This is a genomic window from Acinetobacter pittii ANC 4050 (assembly GCF_000399685.1).
Taxonomy (GTDB): Bacteria; Pseudomonadota; Gammaproteobacteria; order Pseudomonadales; family Moraxellaceae; genus Acinetobacter; species Acinetobacter pittii_E.
The window spans coordinates 147739-163591 of the sequence record NZ_KB976987.1; the positions used below are offsets into that span (position 1 = coordinate 147739).

17 protein-coding genes are annotated in these 15853 nt (G+C 39.5%); 12 read left to right on the forward strand and 5 right to left on the reverse strand.

The annotated features are described in order from the left end of the window. Window positions 1–11 precede the first annotated feature (11 nt). From cysW to cysP, 4 genes are all read right to left on the reverse strand, one after another. A complete protein-coding gene (gene cysW / locus F931_RS04655) occupies window positions 12–896 on the reverse strand; it encodes a sulfate ABC transporter permease subunit CysW (RefSeq protein WP_016140279.1) in 885 nt (294 codons plus the stop codon). Continuing rightward, entirely contained in the window at window positions 893–1726 is an 834-nt protein-coding gene (gene cysT / locus F931_RS04660; RefSeq protein WP_016140280.1) for a sulfate ABC transporter permease subunit CysT, read from the reverse strand. Before cysT ends, cysW begins: the two co-directional genes overlap by 4 nt. Before the next feature lie 80 nt (window positions 1727–1806). Further along, window positions 1807–2415, reverse strand: coding sequence for an RBBP9/YdeN family alpha/beta hydrolase (locus F931_RS04665; protein WP_016140281.1), 609 nt, complete (start codon window positions 2413–2415; stop codon window positions 1807–1809). A 30-nt stretch (window positions 2416–2445) separates the two neighbouring features. Continuing rightward, window positions 2446–3453, reverse strand: a complete 1008-nt coding sequence (gene cysP / locus F931_RS04670; RefSeq protein ID WP_016140282.1) for a sulfate ABC transporter substrate-binding protein — start codon at window positions 3451–3453, stop codon at window positions 2446–2448. A 263-nt stretch (window positions 3454–3716) separates the two neighbouring features. Here cysP and pabC point away from each other — a divergent pair, with 263 nt between their 5' ends. The 4 genes from pabC to F931_RS04690 all read left to right on the forward strand — a co-directional run bounded on the left by pabC (window position 3717) and on the right by F931_RS04690 (window position 6764). After that, entirely contained in the window at window positions 3717–4529 is an 813-nt protein-coding gene (gene pabC, locus F931_RS04675; protein ID WP_016140283.1) for an aminodeoxychorismate lyase, read from the forward strand. Window position 4530: 1 nt separating this feature from the next. Next, the gene (gene mltG / locus F931_RS04680; protein ID WP_016140284.1) at window positions 4531–5601 is read left to right on the forward strand and encodes an endolytic transglycosylase MltG; all 1071 of its coding nucleotides are present in this window, start codon (window positions 4531–4533) and stop codon (window positions 5599–5601) included. Window positions 5602–5610: 9 nt separating this feature from the next. Next, a complete protein-coding gene (gene tmk / locus F931_RS04685; RefSeq protein WP_016140285.1) occupies window positions 5611–6210 on the forward strand; it encodes a dTMP kinase in 600 nt (199 codons plus the stop codon). A 137-nt stretch (window positions 6211–6347) separates the two neighbouring features. Next, complete coding sequence (locus F931_RS04690; protein WP_016140286.1) at window positions 6348–6764, forward strand: PaaI family thioesterase; 417 nt, start codon at window positions 6348–6350, stop codon at window positions 6762–6764. Window positions 6765–6819: 55 nt separating this feature from the next. Here the strand turns inward: F931_RS04690 and nadB are convergent, their stop codons facing one another. Next, the gene (gene nadB, locus F931_RS04695; protein WP_025470253.1) at window positions 6820–8463 is read right to left on the reverse strand and encodes an L-aspartate oxidase; all 1644 of its coding nucleotides are present in this window, start codon (window positions 8461–8463) and stop codon (window positions 6820–6822) included. Window positions 8464–8693: 230 nt separating this feature from the next. On the opposite strand from nadB, the gene degP reads away from it, so the two are divergent. The 8 genes from degP (at window position 8694) to F931_RS04735 (ending at window position 15850) form a co-directional block, all read left to right on the forward strand. Then, window positions 8694–10070, forward strand: coding sequence for a Do family serine endopeptidase (gene degP / locus F931_RS04700; protein ID WP_016140288.1), 1377 nt, complete (start codon window positions 8694–8696; stop codon window positions 10068–10070). 122 nt (window positions 10071–10192) lie between these two features. Continuing rightward, window positions 10193–10645 carry an acyl-CoA thioesterase gene (locus F931_RS04705; RefSeq protein ID WP_016140289.1) on the forward strand — a complete coding sequence of 151 codons (453 nt, stop codon included), beginning with the start codon at window positions 10193–10195 and terminating at the stop codon, window positions 10643–10645. Between the two features lie 175 nt (window positions 10646–10820). Continuing rightward, complete coding sequence (lepA, locus tag F931_RS04710) at window positions 10821–12638, forward strand: translation elongation factor 4 (RefSeq protein ID WP_016140290.1); 1818 nt, start codon at window positions 10821–10823, stop codon at window positions 12636–12638. A 75-nt stretch (window positions 12639–12713) separates the two neighbouring features. Continuing rightward, window positions 12714–13541: a signal peptidase I gene (lepB, locus tag F931_RS04715; protein ID WP_016140291.1), complete on the forward strand. Its 828-nt coding sequence runs from the start codon at window positions 12714–12716 to the stop codon at window positions 13539–13541. Between the two features lie 24 nt (window positions 13542–13565). Beyond that, window positions 13566–13940: a DUF4845 domain-containing protein gene (locus tag F931_RS04720; RefSeq protein WP_016140292.1), complete on the forward strand. Its 375-nt coding sequence runs from the start codon at window positions 13566–13568 to the stop codon at window positions 13938–13940. Then, entirely contained in the window at window positions 13912–14604 is a 693-nt protein-coding gene (gene rnc / locus F931_RS04725; RefSeq protein ID WP_005067830.1) for a ribonuclease III, read from the forward strand. Before F931_RS04720 ends, rnc begins: the two co-directional genes overlap by 29 nt. A gap of 11 nt (window positions 14605–14615) precedes the next feature. Continuing rightward, complete coding sequence (gene era / locus F931_RS04730) at window positions 14616–15638, forward strand: GTPase Era (protein ID WP_014207367.1); 1023 nt, start codon at window positions 14616–14618, stop codon at window positions 15636–15638. 17 nt (window positions 15639–15655) lie between these two features. Beyond that, window positions 15656–15850, forward strand: a complete 195-nt coding sequence (locus tag F931_RS04735) for an NF038104 family lipoprotein (RefSeq protein ID WP_016140293.1) — start codon at window positions 15656–15658, stop codon at window positions 15848–15850. Window positions 15851–15853: the final 3 nt, after the last annotated feature.

The window sequence follows — 15853 nt, forward strand, 5'->3', positions numbered from 1 at the left end:
GATCTCATTCCTTACGAATCAGTTGAATGCGGTTGTGGTTTGTCTTGATGTAGTTCTAACCACGTTTTCAATACCAGCGTTAATATGGCTAAAAAAGCAAGTAATGAGGACACGGCAAAGGCTGCGCTAAAGGTGTACTCGTTATATAAAATTTCGACATGAAGTGGCAGGGTATTAGTTTCACCACGGATGTGGCCAGAAACCACAGATACTGCGCCAAACTCACCCATTGCGCGGGCATTACACAGAATCACGCCGTAAATTAGCCCCCATTTAATGTTAGGGAGTGTGACCTTCCAAAAGGTTTGCCATCCAGATGCACCAAGTACAATCGCTGCTTCTTCCTCTTCAGTTCCTTGAGCTTCCATGAGTGGAATTAACTCACGTGCTACAAATGGAACGGTAATAAAGATAGTCGCTAAAACAATTGCAGGTACGGCATATAGAATTTTGATGTCATTATCCATTAACCAGCCGCCGAACCAGCCTTGAGCACCAAAAATCAGTACAATCATTAAACCTGCAATAACAGGTGAAACCGAAAAAGGCATATCAATAATGGTCGTTAAAATAGCTTTGCCTCTAAACTGGAATTTAGAAACGGCCCAAGCTGCGGCAACGCCAAATATCACGTTAATTGGCACAGCAATCGCTGCGGTTAATAATGTTAGTTTCACTGCTGATAATGTATCTGGATCAATCAAAGCCTGAACATAGACTTCAAGTCCCTGTTTAAATGCTTCCACGAAAACCAAAATAAGTGGCAACATCAGGCAGCTGAGAAAGAAAATCAGTGCAATGGTAATTAAGGTATAACGTACCCAAGTCGGCTCACGTGTCGCGTCACGAGATTGCAACTTCAAGGCAAGCGCATTGCTGTCAGTATGTAGATTCATGTGATATTTCTCCCCGTACGACGGTTTGCCCAGACTTGAAGTAAATTAATGGCAAATAAAATAATGAAAGAGAGAACTAACATCACCGCAGCAATTGTGGTTGCACCTGCATAGTCATATTCCTCAAGACGAGAAATAATCATGAGTGGTGCAATCTCTGTTTTAAAAGGTTGATTGCCAGCAATAAAAATAACAGAACCATATTCACCCACGCCGCGAGCAAATGCTAAAGCAAAGCCTGTAAATAGGGCAGGTAGTAAGATCGGTAAAGTAATTTTAGTGATGGTTTGCCAACGATTTGCGCCGAGTGCGGAAGCCGCTTCCTCAAGTTCAGTTTCGATATCACTGAGTACTGGCTGAACTGTTCTTACAATAAATGGGATACCAATAAACACCAATGCCAGCGTAATCCCGATAGGTGTATAGGCAACCTGAATACCAAGTGGTTCCAGATATTGACCTATCCAGCCAGTAGGTGCATAGAGTGAGGTCAGCGCAATACCTGCAACCGCTGTTGGAAGTGCAAAAGGTAAATCGACCAAAGCATCAACCAGACGTTTTCCAGGAAAGTTATAACGAACAAGGCACCAAGCTAAAAGCAAACCAAACACAACATTAATAAATGCTGCGATTAAAGCTGAGCTAAAGCTGAGTTGAAGCGATTTTAAAATACGCTCAGACGTTAAAATTTCCCATAATCCGTCCCATCCAATTCCAAATGATTTGATGAAGACCGCGGCTAATGGAATAAGCACAATAAAAGACACATAGGCGAGGGTGAAGCCCAAAGATAGACCAAACCCTGGCAGCACTCGGGATCGCTGCGACATGATATTTCCTCAAAGAGAAAAGCCTGCTGAAACCAGTAAGCGAATAAATAAAGATAAACGGTGTGGTATAAGGATTGGTATTAAGCAAATTTCAAAGAGAAATGTGTTTTTACCGGGTCGATAGATGAGTGACTACACATCGAATCTTCTGGAATCAAATAATTCAGTAAATCTGGAAATGGCCCAAAACCTGAGGCAACATTAATATGACCAACTTCACCAAGATTCACTGGATTTAACTTCCATGATTTTGCAAGTTGTAAAGCATCAAAAAGACCAAGCCAAGGATCGTTCTCACTAATGAGTAGCGTTGCAGGCACATCAATGTTTAATTGATGAAAATACGCTTTGTAGTCGGTCAAGCTATGACGAGCAAATCCTGCTTCCCCAAAGCGTGCTGGATTTGCTGGCGCGACTAAAATAAGTTTCTTCACTTGGCTTCTTAATTCTGGATACTCTGCTAAAGCAGCAACACTTGTTAAACATCCAAAACTATGGGCAACAATCTGAACAGGAGCTGGTGCTGCTTGAACTGTTTTAACAAATTGTTCAACCCATTCGCTTAGTACGGGTCTATCCCAGTTTTTTTGCTCAACACGAGAACTAGACACGAGTTGACGCTGCAACCAAGATTGCCAATGTTGATGTTCACTACCACCTACACCCGGAACAATTACAGTGTGAATCATGTCTGTTCTCCTTATCTTTAGTACAAAGAATTACTTCTCTGCACTATTGATTTTCACGATTTGATCGAAAACACCACCATTATCAAAGTGTTGTTTTTGCACTTTTGTCCAACCACCAAATTCTTTGTCGATGGTTACAAGCTTCAATGGCTTAAATACATTGCTGTATTTCTTAAGAACAGCTGCGTTACGCGGACGGTAGAAGTTACGAGCTGCAATTTCTTGACCAGCAGGTGAGTACAAGTAGTTGAGATAACCTTTAGCAATCGTTAAGTTGCCTTTTTTAGCTGCATTCTTCTCTACAATTGCAACTGGAGGCTCTGCTAAGATCGAAAGAGACGGGGTAATAATTTCAAATTTGCCTGGTTGTTCGCGAAGAGCTAAATGAGCTTCGTTTTCCCAAGCTAGCAATACATCACCAATACCACGCTCAGCAAAAGTAGTCGTTGCACCACGTGCACCCGAATCTAGAACTTTAGTGTGTTTATAAATTTGACGAACGTACTCTTGTGCTTTTGCATCATTGCCACCCGGTTGATGTTTTGCCCAAGCCCAAGCTGCAAGATAATTCCAACGAGCACCACCAGAAGTTTTCGGGTTTGGTGTAATAATTTCTACACCAGGTTTGATTAAATCAGCCCAGTCTTTGATTTGTTTTGGATTGCCTTTACGCACTAAAAACACAATCGTTGATGTATATGGCGTTGAGTTTTGTGGCAGTTTTTTCTGCCAGTCTGTTGGAAGTAGTTTTGCTTTTTCAGCAATTTCATCGATATCAGCCGCAAGTGCCAATGTCACTACATCTGCATTTAAGCCATCAATAACCGCACGCGCCTGTTTACCAGAACCACCGTGTGATTGCTTAAACTCAATATCTTGACCCGTACGTTGTTTCCAATAAGTACCGAACTGTTTGTTGAAATCTGTATATAACTCACGAGTTGGATCGTAAGAAACGTTTAAAAACTCTTGAGCTGCATATGATGAAACAGAAAGAAGTGCAGCGATAACCCCGACTTTTAATTGAGAAAAACGCATGAGATAAGTCCTCAAAAAATATGAAATGTTCAAAACATGAACGCAGAATAGCGCTAGTCTTTATTCTAAAAAAATAATAAAAAACGAATTTAATATGAAAAAAATAGAAATACTAAAAAGAGATAAACTATTCTTAAATCTTGATATATAACAAGTTTCAAAAGTTAATACGAAATCGGTATAATTTTTTAAAATCAATCATTTATTATTTAAATGAAAGGTGTCGTTTTTGTTGTTCGGTTTTTAAGAAAGGGTGATCAAACATGTGGTGTTTTAAAAATGGGCAACCTGTTGAGACCATTCCTTTATTGGATCGAGCATTTCATTATGGTGATGGGTGCTTTACCACAATTCGTGTTTTTCAAAACCAGATTGAGCTTAAAGAAAGACACTGGGAGCGTCTAAAACTTGCATGTCAAAGACTGTCTTTAACTGCAAATTTTGAACTCATAGAACAAAGCTTACAGCAATTACAAAAGCAAAATCTTGTGCTCAACGGCACTTTAAAAATTGTGATTAGTCGTGGTGAAGGTGACCGTGGTTATAGTTTGCCAAATCATGAAGCAGATATTTATATCTGGTTTTATCCAAAAGCTTTAGAGCCATTTTTGCCAGACTCTATCCAGTGTGGTGTCTTAAATCAGGCTCTAGGTTTAACCATGCCGAGCTTGGTCGGACTCAAATCTTTAAACCGTCTTGAACAAGTATTGCTAAAAAAAGAAGCAGATCAACTCGGGTGGGCTGAAGCATTAGTGACTGATGTACAAGGTTATATTGTTGAAGGGATCAGCAGTAATTGTTTTATTCGTTTAAATGATAGATGGATTACTCCTGAACTTCGTTATAATGGCGTCCACGGTGTAATGCGGGCAGAAATTCTGGCGCGTATGCAGCACCATGGTATTGCCTGTGAAGTACGTGTGATTGAATTAGATGAAGTATCTGAAATACAAAGTCTATTCTTTTGTAATGCTTTAAACCCTATGCGAGTGGTCACTCATTTAGGCGAAAAAACGCTAGATACACAGGCATGCATAGATTTATTTCATATCCTTAACTTAAATCAGATTCATTAATATGCCGAAGCCACCTGTGAATGCGAAAGCAAAAAACGCCAAGAAAAATAACAAAAAACAAGCTCCAAAATTTTCTAAGCGATTGGTTCTAATTGGCCTTTTTATTGTTTTAATCTCTACTTTTGCCATTTTATGGTCAAGCTTGTTTAAGGCTTATCCTGTTGAAGGAAAAAAACAGATGTTATCGATTACATCTGGAGAAACTTATTCTGGTTTTATTGATCGTTTGGCCAAAGAAGGCAAAATTAGCTTTCCTATCGTATTAAAGCTTTATCAAAAGTTTATGATTCATGACAGCATGAAAGCTGGCGTGTATGAAATTGAACAAGGGATGAGTGTAAGACAAGTATTAGAGATGTTATCTGATGCTGATAATGCTCAGATGAACCGTGTTTTGGTCATTGAAGGTACAACTTTTAAGCAGCTTATTACTGCACTTAAAAATGATAAAAATGTAAAAAATACAATATTGGATTTACCTAACGATCAGCTTATGAAGGCGCTTGGGATTCCTTACGATCATCCAGAAGGCTTGTTCGCGCCGAATACTTATTTCTTTGCTAAAGGCGAGACTGACAAGAAAATTCTTACCGATTTATATCATCGTCAAATAAAAGCTCTAGATGCAGCTTGGGCAAAACGCGCGCCGAATTTACCTTATAAAGACAAATATGAAGCATTAATTATGGCTTCTATTGTTGAGAAAGAAACAAGTTTAGATAGTGAACTTACACAAGTTTCTGGCGTTTTTGTCCGTCGTTTAAAACTCGGTATGCGTTTACAAACGGATCCTACTGTTATTTACGGTATGGGTAATAACTATAAAGGTAATATTACCCGAGAAGACCTGCGTACCCCAACGCCATATAATACTTATACCATTAATGGTTTGCCTCCAACTCCAATTGCTTTACCAAGCCAAAAAGCGATTGAAGCAGCGTTACATCCAGATAACTCAAACAACATCTATTTTGTAGCGACTGGTAATGGTGGGCATAAATTTACGGCAAGTTTGCAAGCGCATAATCAAGCGGTGCAGGACTATTTATCCGTGTTGAGATCGAAGAAATAAGGAAAAGAGATGTTTATTAGCTTTGAAGGCACGGAAGGGGTAGGTAAAACCACACTCATTCGAAAAATTCATCAGTATTTTGAAGAACAAGGCAAACAAGTTGTTTTAACTCGAGAGCCGGGTGGGACGCCGCTAGCTGAACAAATTCGTTCAATGCTTTTAGCAGTGAATCATGATGAAAACATGAGTCATGATACTGAACTATTGCTTATTTATGCGGCACGTGCTCAACATTTACAGCAGGTTATTTTGCCGGCTCTAGACGCTAACAAAATTGTATTAAGTGATCGTTTTACTGATGCAAGTTTTGCTTATCAATGTTCTGGTCGTGGTTTAAGCCAAGATAAATTACAGCTTTTAAATCAGAACTTTGTTTCGCGCATGCCTGAGGTGACTTTCTGGTTAGATGCACCGATTGAACTTGGTATGAACCGTGCCCGTGAGCGTGGAGCATTAGACCGTTTTGAACAAGAAAAGTTAAGCTTCTTTACTAAGGTTCGTGAAGGCTATGAAACCTTGTGGAAAGCTGAACCAGAACGCATTAAGCGAATAGATGCAACCCAAAGTCCTGATCAGGTGTTCGAACAGGCATTGCAATATTTAGGATAAGCAATTGAATGAGCCACTCTTATAAAAATGGGAGTGGTTAAAAATGACGTTAATTCTGATTTAAAACGTCATAGAAAAGATCTGTTATTTTCTTATGCTATCTTACATATGATTTTATAGATTGAAGAATAACAAGGATGAAAAGTTCAAAAGAAGAAATCGTGGCATTTCTTGAAAAGGAATTTCCACCCAGTCTTGAACATTGCACGATTGAATCAGTCACCCCAAAAGCTGCAGTTGTTTACTATCATGTTGATCAAAGACACCAACGTCCCGGTGGCACCATATCTGGCCCAACCATGATGACTTTGGCAGATTTTGCTTTATATATTGCGATATTAGGTGAGATCGGCCTTGTTGGTTTAGCCGTAACCACTAACTTTAATATTAATTTTTTAAGAAAGCCCGCGGGCGATCAAGACTTACGTAGTGAGTGTAAACTCATGAAAGTAGGAAAGAGTTTAGTAGTGGGTGAGGTTTGGATTTATTCGGTCGGTTTGGATGAACCCGTTGCGCATGTGACCGCGACTTATTCAATCCCACCTAAATCATAAAGATCAAAGCAAATAAAAAGCACAGTCTGAACTGTGCTTTTTGTAGAAGAACAACTTAAATATCAGTATTAACTAAGGGCTGTTCTACTGCAAAATTTGGAGGAGTTAAAACCGTTTTACGAATCTCACTCGAAGTTTCCGGATAATCGAGTGTGTAATGCAGACCACGTGATTCTTTGCGTTGCATAGCACAGCGCACAATCATTTCAGATACTAAAACAAGGTTACGCAGCTCGATCAGGTTTTTACTGACACGGTAATCTTGATAATATTCAGTGATTTCGCGCTTTAACATTTCAATACGGTGTAAAGCACGTTCTAAACGTTTCGTAGTCCTTACAATACCAACGTAGTTCCACATGGTCGAACGTAACTCATCCCAGTTTTGTAAAATCACCACATCTTCATCTGGATTAGTTACTTGTGAGTCATCCCAAATGGGTACTTCCGGTAATTTGAAGTTTTCATCAAATTTATTTTCGATATCTTTTGCTGCACTCATACCGTAAACGAAGCACTCAAGTAAAGAGTTACTTGCCATACGGTTTGCACCATGTAAGCCCGTATATGACGTTTCACCAATCGCATATAGACCTTCAATATCGGTTTGGCTATTTGAGTCAACCACCACACCGCCACAAGTGTAATGAGCTGCCGGCACCACTGGAATCATGTCTTTGGTAATGTCGATACCTAACTCAAGCAATCTTGCATAAAGTGTAGGGAAGTGCTCTTTAATGAACTCAGGTGATTTATGGGTAATGTCTAACCAGACATGACGAATACCGAGACGCTTGATTTCATGGTCAATGGTACGTGCCACAATATCGCGGGGAGCTAATTCTGCACGATCATCGAAACGTAGCATAAAACGTTCGCCATCCGGCAAGCGCAAGTAAGCGCCTTCACCACGCATAGCTTCAGTAATTAAAAAAGAGCGGGCTTGAGGATGGTAGAGACAAGTTGGATGGAACTGATTAAATTCCATATTCGCTACACGACAACCTGCACGGTAAGCCATCGCAATACCGTCACCTGTAGCAATATCTGGATTAGATGTGTACAGGTAAGCTTTCATTGCACCGCCGCAAGCCAGTGCGGTAAATGGGGCAAGGAAAGTATGAACCTTTTCAGTGTTTTCATCTAATGCATATAAACCAATAGCACGATTCGCTTGGTCGGTATGGCCTAATTTATGTGAAGTGATTAAATCAATCGCAATATAGTTTTCAAAAATAGTAATATTTTTACGTTCTTTGGCACGTTCAACCAAAGTGGTTGAAATAGCTTTACCTGTTGCATCCGCAGAATGGATAATGCGGCGCTGAGAGTGACCACCTTCGCGAGTTAAGTGAAGCTGCTCATCCTCATCTAGAGTAAATTGCACGCCTTGTTTTAAAAGAAAATCAACAGAAGGGCGGCCGCCTTCTACGGTATGTTGCACTGCATCCATTTCACATAAATGAGCGCCTGCAATCATAGTGTCATTAATGTGCTGTTGAATAGAGTCAGTCTCGTCAAGAACAGCAGCAACGCCACCTTGAGCATAGAAAGTACTTGCTTCGGTTAGAGCAGCTTTGGCTAAAACTGCAATATTAAAATGATTTGGTAACGATAAAGCCAGACTTAAACCAGCGCCGCCGCTGCCCACAATAATCACGTCAAAGTGGTGAATTGTCTGTAAATTAGGCATATCCATTCGCTTCAATTTAAAACGTCCGCTAATGACACCCCTTTTTACCTAAAAAGGCAAGAGCCTAAGCGCTCTAACTCAGAGAAAAATTGCAATTGGCTTAAAAAGTTGCAATGCGTAAAATAATCCTTGTGATGATGTATTACAAATAAACATATTGTTACGCACAATCCCAAAGCGTTGTGATACAACAGTTTTATTCTTATTCTCGTAGACCAATTGTGGGTGAGCACCGAATGAAATCTCGCTATTTACAACAAGGAATGTATGCAGCGGTATTTACAGTTGCTGCTGTTCAAGCAAATGCTGCTGTTGATTTTTCAAATCTTGTTGAACAAGTTAGTCCGGCAGTCGTAAGTGTGAACGTCGTAAAAAAAATGACTCAGGATGAACTTTTGCAGCAGCAAGTTCCTGAAATTTTAAAACGTTTCTTTGGCAATCAGGTCATCATTCCGCAGCAACAAGGTCCACAAGAAAAGACAGCTTATGGAAGTGCATTCTTTATTAGTAAAGATGGTTACCTACTTACTAACCACCATGTGATTGAAAATGCCTCACGCATTAGTATTACTTTAAATGACCGACGTGAAATTGATGCTACCGTGGTGGGTAGTGATGAGCGTACAGATGTTGCCTTGTTAAAGGTCAATGGAACTAACTATCCAGCTTTACGAGTAGGAAATGTTGATCGTTTACGTGTCGGAGAACCTGTTTTAGCTATTGGTTCGCCGTTTGGCTTTGACTACTCAGCTTCGGCAGGTATTGTTAGTGCAAAATCACGAAACATGAGCGGTGAAACTTCGGTGCCGTTTATTCAAACTGATGTAGCTTTAAACCCGGGTAACTCTGGTGGTCCATTATTTAATCAAAATGGTGAAGTGGTCGGGGTAAATTCTCGAATATTTAGTGGTACTGGCGGCTATATGGGCTTGTCTTTCTCTATTCCGATTGATGTAGCCATGGATGTTGCAGACCAGCTTAAAACAAAAGGTAAAGTAACACGCTCTTACCTTGGTGTAATGATGCAAGATATTGACCGAAACCTTGCCGATGCCTACAAATTACCAAAACCTGAAGGTGCTTTAATTACTCAAATTTCTCCGAACTCACCTGCACAAAAAGCAGGGCTGAGAGCGGGTGACGTGATTTTAAAATTAAATGGTGCATCTGTACTTCGTACGAGTGATTTACTCTACGCATTAAATAAAGTACAGCCAAACCAAACTGTTCAGTTTGAAGTATTACGTGATGATAAAACACGCAATATTTCAGCGACCTTAACAACTGCACCAGATGAAACGCCTGCCACTGGTACAAAAGGTGCTACATCTAAAGGGCCAGTTCTAGGCATGAGTATTCGTGATTTAGCTGAACCGGAAAAAAATGCGTTGAGCGTGAAAGGCGGTATTTATGTACAAGATGTTCGCCGTGGTGGTTTAGCATCACTGTCAAATATCATTCCGGGTGATGTGATTACTCAAGTCAATAATAACCAGATTTTAAATAGTCAGGATTTTGCAAAAGTTGTTTCTAACTTGCCGAAAAATACAGTAGCACGTGTTGCTATTATTCGTCAGGGACAGCGTGCGATGCTTGGTTTGCGTATTCAATAATCTTCAACCAGATTACTAAGCCACCCTAAAATGGGTGGTTTTTGTTATTTAACTTGAGCGTTTAGCGATATCTACCTACACTTAATTTCAGTTTTAAGGTTAATAAGTAAGAGTGTTCATTTGTGAGTAGTATTTTTGATTTACATATTGAGGTGCAGCCACATCACATTGATGCGTTAGGACACGTAAATAACGTAATGTATGTTCAATGGATGCAAGATGTAGCTGCTGCCCATGTTGAAACTTTGGGAGTAGGGGTAACTAAATATCTTGAGTTAAAACATGCCATGGTCGCGGTTGAGCATCATGTGCAATATCGTAAAGCTGCATTTGAAGGCGAAAAAATTGTATTACGCACATGGTTAGATGACATTAACGCACTTTATTCGTTCCGCCAGTATGTGTTTTTCCGCCCATCAGATCAGGCCGTATTATTCGTTGGAAATACCAAATGGGCATGTATTGAAATTGCTTCAGGTCGTCCTAAACGAATGTCGCCAACTTTTACTCATGCATATACGCCGCTTGATTCAAGCATAAATCCTTATGATTTTACCGTTTCATATGCTCAATAGTTGGACGTAATACACTTCCTTTGACTGTCCTTTTTTAAAACATAAGTACAAAGCTCATGATTATTTTGGATACTTTAAAATATGCATCTGTTATAATCTCACGCAATTTATTTAACCGCTTTGGCTGTGTATTAAAACAAGCTACATAGCACTCTATATTTTCTCAAGGTAACCCATGGCGCAAGCTAAAAAATCCGTCGATATCAAAAATATACGAAATTTCTCGATTATTGCCCACATTGACCATGGTAAGTCTACATTGGCTGACCGTTTTATTCAGATGTGTGGTGGTCTACAAGATCGTGAAATGCAAGCTCAAGTCTTAGACTCAATGGAGCTTGAGCGTGAACGTGGGATTACCATTAAAGCCGCTTCCGTCACGCTGTATTACACCCATCCAAATGGTCAGGAATATCAACTAAACTTTATTGATACACCTGGGCACGTTGACTTTTCTTATGAAGTTTCTCGTTCATTAGCTGCATGTGAAGGTGCGCTATTAGTTGTAGATGCTGCACAAGGTGTTGAAGCGCAATCAGTTGCAAACTGCTATACAGCAATTGAACAAGGTCTCGAAGTTCTTCCTATTCTAAATAAAATTGATTTACCACAGGCTGAACCTGAGCGCGTAATTCATGAAATTGAAGAAATTATCGGGATTGAAGCGACAGATGCACCAACTTGTTCAGCAAAAACTGGTTTAGGTGTTGAAGGCGTACTCGAGCGTTTGGTTGATGTTATTCCAGCACCAGAAGGTGATCGTGAAGCACCATTACAAGCATTAATTATCGACTCATGGTTTGATAACTACTTAGGGGTAGTTTCTCTTGTTCGTATTAAACAAGGTCGTATCCGTAAGGGCGACAAAATGTTGGTTAAATCGACAGGGCAAACTCATCCAGTAACTTCTGTAGGTGTGTTTAATCCTAAGCATACTGAAACAGATATCCTTGAAGCTGGTGAAGTAGGTTTTGTTATCGCGGGTATTAAAGATATTTTTGGTGCGCCAGTAGGTGACACCATTACACTTGCGTCTACACCGGAAGTCACAACATTACCTGGTTTCAAAAAGGTTAAACCACAGGTATATGCTGGTCTTTTCCCGATTGATGCGAGTGACTTCGAACCATTCCGCGAAGCATTACAAAAATTACAGATCAATGACTCGGCTTTATTCTTTGAACCAGAAAGTTCAGATGCTTTAGGCTTTGGTTTCCGTTGTGGCTTCTTAGGTATGCTACATATGGAAATTGTACAAGAGCGTTTAGAACGTGAGTATGATCTTGATCTCATCAGTTCTGCACCTACTGTAATTTATGAAGCATTAACCAAGAAAGGCGAAACGATTTACATCGATAGTCCATCAAAAATGCCAGATGGATCGACTGTAGAAGATTTACGTGAACCAATAGCGGAGTGTCATATACTTGTTCCTCAAGAATATTTAGGGAACGTAATGACGCTATGTATCGAACGTCGTGGTGTACAAAAAGATATGAAATTCTTGGGTAACCAAGTTTCTATTACTTTTGAAATCCCGATGGCTGAAGTCGTTATGGACTTCTTTGACAGATTGAAGTCATGCTCTCGTGGCTTTGCATCGCTAGACTATAACTTTGTACGTTTTGAAAGTTCAGCTTTAGTTAAGGTTGATGTGTTAATTAATAGCGAAAAGGTTGATGCCTTGGCTATGATTTGCCACCGTAATGATGCACGCCATCGTGGTATTGCATTGGTTGAGAAAATGAAAGATTTAATTCCTCGCCAAATGTTCGATGTTGCTATTCAGGCAGCAATCGGTGCGCAAATTATTGCCCGTTCTACCGTAAAAGCGATGCGTAAAAACGTATTGGCAAAATGTTATGGTGGTGACGTTTCGCGTAAGAAAAAACTACTTTCTAAACAAAAAGAAGGTAAGAAACGTATGAAACAAGTGGGAAGTGTTGAAATTCCACAAGAAGCGTTCTTGGCTGTATTGAAAGTAGAAAGATAAGAAATGAGGGTGGGGGAAAGGAGTTATTTCTTTTCCCCACTGTAATACAAGCAGCGAGGCTGCGAGTGAGGTCATGTGGATTTTGATTTTAATTTAATTCTTGTTCCAGTTACGCTGATTCTATTTGCAGTGTGGTTGTTAGATAAACTTGTATTAAAACAGCGTGCAAATAAAGGGCGCGGGAACGAAAATTTTGTCATTACATGGGCCTATGACTTTTGGCCGGTTTTAGCTGTAGTCCTTGTACTTCGTTCATTTCTTTATGAACCATTTAATATTCCGTCGGATTCTATGGTGCCAACTCTAGAAACTGGTGATTTTATTCTCGTTAATAAATTTGATTATGGTGTGCGTTTACCTATTGTTAATAAGAAAATTATTGATGTTGGTGAACCAAAGCGTGGTGATGTAATTGTATTCCGTTATCCACCTCAACCAACAATTAGCTATATTAAACGTGTAATTGGTTTACCTGGTGATCATATTGTTTACGACCATGGGCAATTGATTATTAATGGGCAAAAAGTACCGAAAGTATTAACACAGTTCAGTCGTGAAAAAGATGTAATGGATACGCCAACGTCTATTTATCATAAAGAGACGATTGGTGAGCATACCTTTACAATGCGTGAGCTTGAAGGCGTAAATGTGGCGCGTCAAGCACCGTTTATCAACTATGTTGAAAATGGTAAATATGCAAACCAAGACGGTTTATATTGGGAAGTGACTGTTCCAAAAGGACATTACTTTGCGATGGGGGATAACCGCGATCAAAGTGCAGACAGTCGTTTCTGGGGCTTTGTTCCTGAAGAAAACTTAACAGGACGAGCATTCTATGTGTGGATGCATAAAGAACCGGGCTTACACCTTCCTAACTTTGGCCGAAATGGAAAAATAGATTAAAAACAACCATTAGGAAAAAAAGAAATGCGTAAGGCACAACAGGGTACTTCGTATTTAGCAATTTTATTTGGGGTGGTTATATTTGCAGTTACAGTGAAAGCTGTACTTGCAGTTTGGCCAGCATATTGGGATGATCGGCTGATTAATAATCAGATAGAAGAGCTTTTACAAGAAAGCTCTTCTGAGATCACACCACAAAAGTTTGTAACACAAATGGATCAGCGACTCGAAATGAACAATGTTCGTGATCTCCAATTTAAAGAGATCGCTCAAGTGTTTAATCAGTCAGGTCTAACGGTCAAAAAGAAATATGAAGTAAGAAAACCTTTCTTATTTAATATTGATTTAGTTTTAACATTTGAGAAGAGTTTTGATAAAACATCAGTTCAAACTAAGTGATCCTCGCTTACTGAGTCGAATCGGATATCAATTTAAGCAGCTTGAATTGTTACAGTTAGCATTGACTCATCGTTCGGTGAGTCATAAATACAATTACGAGCGTTTAGAGTTTCTAGGTGATTCATTATTAGGCATGATAATCGCTAATTATCTATATCATGCCTATCCAAATGAAAATGAAGGCCGCCTCACGCGTATGCGAGCGACTTTAGTTCGTCAGGAAGCTTTAGGTAAGATTGCAACAGATTTGCAACTTAGTCGGTGTTTAATATTAAGTACAGGCGAGTTGAAGTCTGGCGGTCATCATCGCGAGTCAATATTAGCAGATACGGTAGAAGCAATTATTGGTGCAATCTATCTTGACAGTGGTGATCTCAACTTACTTAAAGATATTGTGCTAAAATGGTACATACCCTATTTAGACCATATAGAACCTACGGATCAACTCAAAGATCCGAAATCACGTTTACAAGAGTATCTACAAGCACGTAAAAAACCTCTCCCTGTTTACGAGGTTGTAGATATTCAGGGTGATGCACCTCATCAGCACTTTAAAGTTGAATGTGTAGTAGATGGTTTACCGAAGATTTATGGTGAGGGTTCAAGTCGTCGTTTTGCCGAGCAGGCAGCAGCGGCGGAAATTTTAAAGTTATTGGAGCAATAACCTGCATGTCGATGCATTCTGATCAAATCAATCCAGATTCAAATGAAAACCAAGATCCTAATAATCTGATTGATCAATTTTTTAGTTCCAAAGGCGTTACAATCCCTTCGGATTTTAAGAGCGGATTTGTGGCGATTGTAGGACGTCCAAATGTGGGTAAATCTACCCTCATGAACCATTTGTTAGGTCAAAAACTCTCTATTACTTCGCGTAAGCCTCAAACTACACGTCATAAAATTATTGGTATTGATTCACGTGAAAAAATGCAGGCGGTATACGTAGATACTCCGGGTATGCATAAAAAAGAAGTGCGTGCTATTAATAAAATGATGAACCGTGCTGCCCACTCTGCATTACGTGACGTTAATTTAGTTTTATTTGTTATTGATGCTTATAAGTGGACTCAAAACGACGATTTAGTGCTTGAGAAACTCAAGAATGCTGAAATGCCGGTTATTTTAGTCATTAATAAGGCGGATACGTTTGAAGATAAAAGAGAGATTCTTCCACTTATTCAAGAACGTGCCAAACTTATGAATTTTGCTGAGATTGTTCCTGTTTCTGCATTACGTGGAGCAAACTTAGAACATTTAAGTGAAACGATTGAGAAGTATCTTCCTTATCAACCACCTTTGTATTCATTTGATCAGATTACTGATCGCTCTGAGCGTTTCTTGGCGAGTGAAATTATTCGCGAAAAAATCATGCGTCAGTTAGGTGAAGAGCTTCCTTATGATTTAACAGTACAAATTGAATCTTTCAAAACGGAAGAGGCAACTGTTAATGAAAAAACTGGTCGTCTAAAACCAGCTTGTACTTATATCGATGCAACAATTTTTGTAGACCGTGCTGGTCAAAAAGCCATTGTAATTGGTGAGAAAGGAACCAAGCTTAAAACGATTGGTATGGATGCTCGAAAAGACATGGAAAAAATGTTTGAGCAAAAAATTATGCTTACACTTTGGGTAAAAGTGAAGGGTGGCTGGTCTGATGATGAGCGTGCTCTAAAAAGCTTGGGATATAGTGATATCTAAAGGATAAGGATACTGGTATGAAAACAATTACATCATTAATCGCTATACTTGGATGTACATTGCTGTTACAGGGTTGTGTATATAAGCTTGTAACCGTACCAGTAGGTATTGCCTATAAAACTACCAAAGGTGTAGTTAAAGGTACAGCGGCCGTCGTAGGTGCTGTGATTCCTGATGGTGATGATAAAAAAGAAAAAGAATCTGAGGAATAGATT